At 60.6% G+C, this 4,896-nt stretch carries 5 protein-coding genes; 2 read left to right on the forward strand and 3 right to left on the reverse strand.

Features of this window, described 5'->3' with window-relative positions:
* On the reverse strand, positions 1-718 hold a 718-nt coding region (locus tag ACXRVY_RS17190), incomplete at its 3' end, for an ABC transporter permease (protein WP_458237836.1).
* 94 nt (positions 719-812) lie between these two features.
* Between ACXRVY_RS17190 and ACXRVY_RS17195 the strand changes: the two genes are divergently transcribed.
* Positions 813-1,394 (forward strand): PilZ domain-containing protein, encoded by a 582-nt coding sequence (locus ACXRVY_RS17195; protein WP_223462642.1) that lies wholly within the window; start codon positions 813-815, stop codon positions 1,392-1,394.
* A 14-nt stretch (positions 1,395-1,408) separates the two neighbouring features.
* Complete coding sequence (locus ACXRVY_RS17200) at positions 1,409-2,131, forward strand: glycerophosphodiester phosphodiesterase (RefSeq protein WP_223462641.1); 723 nt, start codon at positions 1,409-1,411, stop codon at positions 2,129-2,131.
* Positions 2,132-2,173: 42 nt separating this feature from the next.
* On the opposite strand, the gene sthA is transcribed toward ACXRVY_RS17200, so the two are convergent.
* Together sthA and ACXRVY_RS17210 are read right to left on the reverse strand one after the other, a co-directional pair.
* The gene (gene sthA / locus ACXRVY_RS17205) at positions 2,174-3,568 is read right to left on the reverse strand and encodes a Si-specific NAD(P)(+) transhydrogenase (RefSeq protein WP_223462640.1); all 1,395 of its coding nucleotides are present in this window, start codon (positions 3,566-3,568) and stop codon (positions 2,174-2,176) included.
* A gap of 207 nt (positions 3,569-3,775) precedes the next feature.
* Positions 3,776-4,798, reverse strand: a complete 1,023-nt coding sequence (locus tag ACXRVY_RS17210; protein WP_223462639.1) for an FAD:protein FMN transferase — start codon at positions 4,796-4,798, stop codon at positions 3,776-3,778.
* Between the last annotated feature and the right edge of the window lie 98 nt (positions 4,799-4,896).

Consider the following 4,896-nt stretch of genomic DNA (forward strand, 5'->3'; position numbering starts at 1 on the left):
ACGCAGTGCGCGGTGCCTGGAACAGATCGTCGAACTTCAGGCGCAGGCCCTGGACCTGATCCGGCTTCCAGCGGTGCAGCCGGGCCAGATCCTGCAGGTTGGTGACGCCCAGATAGCCATCGAGCTCACCGGCACCGACATGGAAGATGCCGACCACGGTAAAGCGCTTCATGCGCGGGAACATCCCGGCCGGGGTCACGGTGACTTCCGGTGCCACGAACGTCAGCTTGTCGCCGATCGCGGCACCGAGCTTGGCCGCGGCCTTGTCGCCGATGACGATGCCGAACTCGCCCGGCACCAGGTCGTCGAGTTTTCCCTGGGTCATGAAGTGATCAATGATCGACACCTGGCGCTCTTGCGCCGGGTCGATGGCATTGAGCAGCACTTTCGAGACCTTGCCGTTATTGGTCAGCAAGCCCTGCATTTGCGTAAACGGCGCCACGGCCGCCACCTGCGGGTTCTGCTTGACCTTGGCCGCCAGGCTTTGCCAATCGCTGATCGGCTCGCCGGACTCGATGGTCGCGTGGGGCACCATGCCCAGCACGCGGGTGCGCATCTCATGATCGAAGCCGTTCATCACCGACAGCACCACGATCATCACGACCACGCCAAGGGCGAGCCCGATCATCGAAGTCAGGGAAATGAATGACACAAAATGATTGCGACGCTTTGCACGGGTGTAACGCGTGCCGATAAATACGAAGAGAGGTCTGAACATGTCGGGGCTTGTTCGGAGGGAAAAGGAACGTCCTTGTGGCGGGGGTCGATAACCAGCTTTACACTCAGACCACCGCCGCTACCATGGGTTCGCCATGTCGACATTAGATGAAGAAGATCGCCGCGAATACTACCGTATCGAGGACACGATCGCACTGGAAATTCGGCCCCTGTCCGCTGCTGAAGCCACAGGCCAGGAAGTGTTGCAGGATGCTTCCCCACTCTTCAACTTGCTCAGCGAGCTGCACCTGAGCGAATTCGAGTCGCAACACCTGTTGCGCCAGATCAGCGAACGCGACCGCACGACCGCCGCATTCCTCAAATCCCAGAACAAACGCATCGATTTGCTGAGTCAGGTCGTCGCCCTGACAGTGCTCGGGCAGATCGGCGAACCGCGGCCGGTGATCATTTCCGAAGGCGGCATCGACTTTCAGCATCCAGCGCCCATCGCCGCTGGCGCACGCCTGTCGGTCAAGCTGGTGCTGATGCCGCAAGCCCTGGGCCTGCTGCTGCGCGCTCGCGTCACCCATTGCGACCGCAAGGGCGATGGCTATGACGTTGGCACCGAGTTCGAACACCTGACCGACGCCCAACGCCAACTGCTGGCCCGCCACATCTTGCAAAAGCAGGCCCAGGAACGACGACTGGCCCGCGAACAACTCGAATCAGGCAATTAATTTAAGGAAGAACCGTGACCCTCATCTACGGCCATCGCGGCGCCAAGGGCGAAGCACCGGAAAACACCCTGACCAGCTTTCAGGAATGTCTCAAGCACGGCGTGCGTCGCTGCGAACTGGACCTGCACCTGTCCATGGATGGCGAACTGATGGTCATCCACGACCCGACCCTCAAACGCACCACTGACCGTCGCGGCAAGGTCGTCGAACACACGGCGGCCGAGCTTGTGACCTATGACGCACGCAAGGGCGGCCCGGGCTGGGTGAAGCCGTGCCCGATTCCGACGCTGGAAGAACTGTTCGAAAAGTGCGACTTCGATCACTGGCAGCTGGAAGTCAAAAGCGCATCACGRATGCGTGCCGCGACCACCGTGCTGGCAATTCGCGAAATGGTGCAGCGTCATGGCCTGATGGACAAGGTGACCATCACCTCGAGTTCCCGTGAAGTGCTCAAGGCGGCGCTGGAGTTGGTGCCGGACGTATCCCGCGGGCTGGTAGCCGAGTACGCCTGGCTCGACCCGCTGAAGGTCGCGGCCAGCTATGGCTGTGAGATTCTGGCGCTGAACTGGACCCTGTGCACGCCGGAACGCCTGCAAAGGGCGCAGCGTCAGGGGTTGCATGTGTCGGTGTGGACCGTCAACGAGCCCGCGCTGATGCGCAGACTCGCCGACTTCGGCGTTGACAGCCTGATTACAGACTTTCCCGGTTTGGCCACTGCCACGCTCGAGAATTGCTGAAATCGGTCTCCCCGGCCGGCTCAGGCCACCGGCCGGAGCCGCTCAAAAAAGCCGGTTGAGGCCATCGTACGCGGCTACCCGATAGGCTTCGGCCATGGTCGGGTAGTTAAACGTGGTGTTGACGAAGTACTTCAGCGTGTTCAGTTCGCCCGGCTGGTTCATGATCGCCTGACCGATGTGCACGATCTCCGACGCCTGATAACCGAAGCAGTGAACGCCCAGCACTTCCAGGGTTTCACGGTGGAACAGGATTTTCAGCATGCCTTGCGGCTCACCGGCGATCTGCGCCCGCGCCATGCTCTTGAAGAACGCCTTGCCGACTTCATACGGCACCTTGGCCTGGGTCAGCTCCTGCTCGTTCTTGCCGATCGAGCTGATCTCCGGAATGGTGTAGATGCCGGTCGGCACGTCATTCACGAAACGCCAGCTGCCGTTATCGACGATGCTGCCAGCGGCCGAACGGCCCTGGTCGTGGGCGGCACTGGCCAGGCTCGGCCAGCCGATCACGTCACCGGCGCCATAGATGTTCGGCACGCAAGTGCGGTACGCCTCGTCGACTTCGATCTGGCCACGGCTGTTGACCTTCACGCCGATGTTTTCCAAACCCAACTGATCGGTGTTGCCGGTACGACCGTTGCACCAGAGCAAGGCGTCGGCCTTGATCTTCTTGCCGGACTTGAGGTGCAGGATCACGCCATTGTCCACGCCTTCGACGCGGTCATAGTCTTCGTTATGGCGAACCGTGATGTTGTTGTTGCTGAAGTGGTAGCTCAGGGCCTGGGAGATTTCCGAGTCGAGGAAGCTCAGCAACTGACCACGGTTGTCCACCAGTTCAACCAATACCCCCAGACCGCTGAAGATCGAGGCATATTCGCAACCGATCACGCCGGCGCCGTAGACGATGAGTTTGCGCGGAGTGTGGCCGAGGCTGAGGATGGTGTCGCTATCGTAGATACGCGGGTGGTGGAAATCGATGTCCGCCGGGCGATAAGGACGCGAACCGGTGGCGATGATGATGTGCTTGGCCACCAGTTTTTCGACCACGCCGTTGGCGCAGACCACTTCGATGGTTTGCTCGTCGGCGAAGCTGCCGGTGCCGAAGAACACGTCGACGCGGTTACGGGCGTAGTAGCCGGTACGCGAAGCGACTTGTTTGGAAATGACTTTCTCGGCGCTTTTCAACACGTCCGGGAAGGAGAACCAGCGTGGCTCACCAATGGCCCGGAACATCGTGTTGGTGTTGAACTGCATGATCTGCCGCACCGAGTGACGCAGTGCCTTGGACGGGATGGTGCCCAAGTGAGTGCAGTTGCCGCCGACCTGGCGACGGCTATCGACCATCGCGACCTTGCGCCCTGCCTTGGCGGCGTTCATTGCCGCGCCTTCCCCCGCCGGGCCGGAACCCAGCACCACCACGTCGTAGTTGTAGACAGCCATGCGTACTCCTCAGAACAGGCCGCGGCACCCTCGGCGCCTGCGGCTAAATCACGCCAATGCGTGGCATGAAGGAACAATTTGGGGCCAGTACAGAACCCGGACACAGTCTATAGAAGCGTCAACGCCGCGCACATTAACCCTTGGTCGCGTCGTAGGCTACTTTTGCCTGCGCTACAACGCCAGTTTTCAATGCTCAAATCGCCGAAATCATTCGGTTTTTTTGCCATTGATGCGCTCAAAAGCGTGATTGCTGCGCGTGACGAAACCTGTATCGGCACGAATCACAAAAAATGCACCGATATCGTGTTTCTCTGCGTAGTCCCAACCGCGCTCCGGGCCAAGTATCAACAACAGCGTCGATAAGCCATCGGCCATCAACGCCGAAGGATGAATCACCGTGACCGATGCCAGGTTATGTGAGACCGGCGCACCGGTGCGCGCATCGAAGGTGTGGGAAAAACGCTGGCCGTCCTGCTCGAAGTAATTACGATAGTCGCCGGAGGTGGACAGGCCATAGCCGTCGACGACAATGACGCGCTCGGCCACCTGCCGATCATCCCGCGGCTCTTCCAGGGCGATGCGCCATGGCGAGCCGTCGGCCTTCCTGCCGGACGCCTTGAGCTCACCCGTGGCCTCGGCGAGGTAGTCATGGATGCCCATCACCTCGAGTCTTGCGGCAATCGTGTCCACCGCATAACCGGCGGCGATGCTGTTGAAGTCGACCTCGACGGGGGCATCCTTGCACAACTGGTCGCCATCGATACGCAAGTGTTCATGGCCGACGCGCTGGCGGGCTTCGGCGAGCGCTTCAGCGGTCGGGACTTTTTCCCCGCGAGCCTGCGGACCAAATCCCCAGAGGTTCAGCAGCGGCTCCACCGTCAGGTCGTAGGAACCGTCGCTTTGCACTGACAGTCGCTCGCCCACGCGGACCAATTCGAGAATCGACGCCGGCATTGCCTGACAGCGGTTGGCCGGTAATGCATTGAAGCGCTCGATGTCCGAGTCGCTGCGGTAGGTCGACATTTGCCGATCAATGTCAGCGAGGATCTGCTCAACCTGGGCGCGGACCTCGTCCGGCGCCGGAAGGCCGGCATGGCGCACATACTTGATCGAATAAGTGCTGCCCATGGTCGGGCCGCCGAAGGTTTCGAGGGGGTCACTGCTGCCGCAGCCAGACAACAGGACGATCAACACAAAGCACCATGTCCGCCAGATCAACAATTCCTGCATCCCCTGAAGAACACCCTGACACACCATCGAGGCTCGCCATTATGCGATAGAAACTGTGGGAGCGAGCTTGCTCGCGATGAGGCCATCACATTCAACAT

This window comes from Pseudomonas sp. P5_A2_2 (assembly GCF_054177685.1).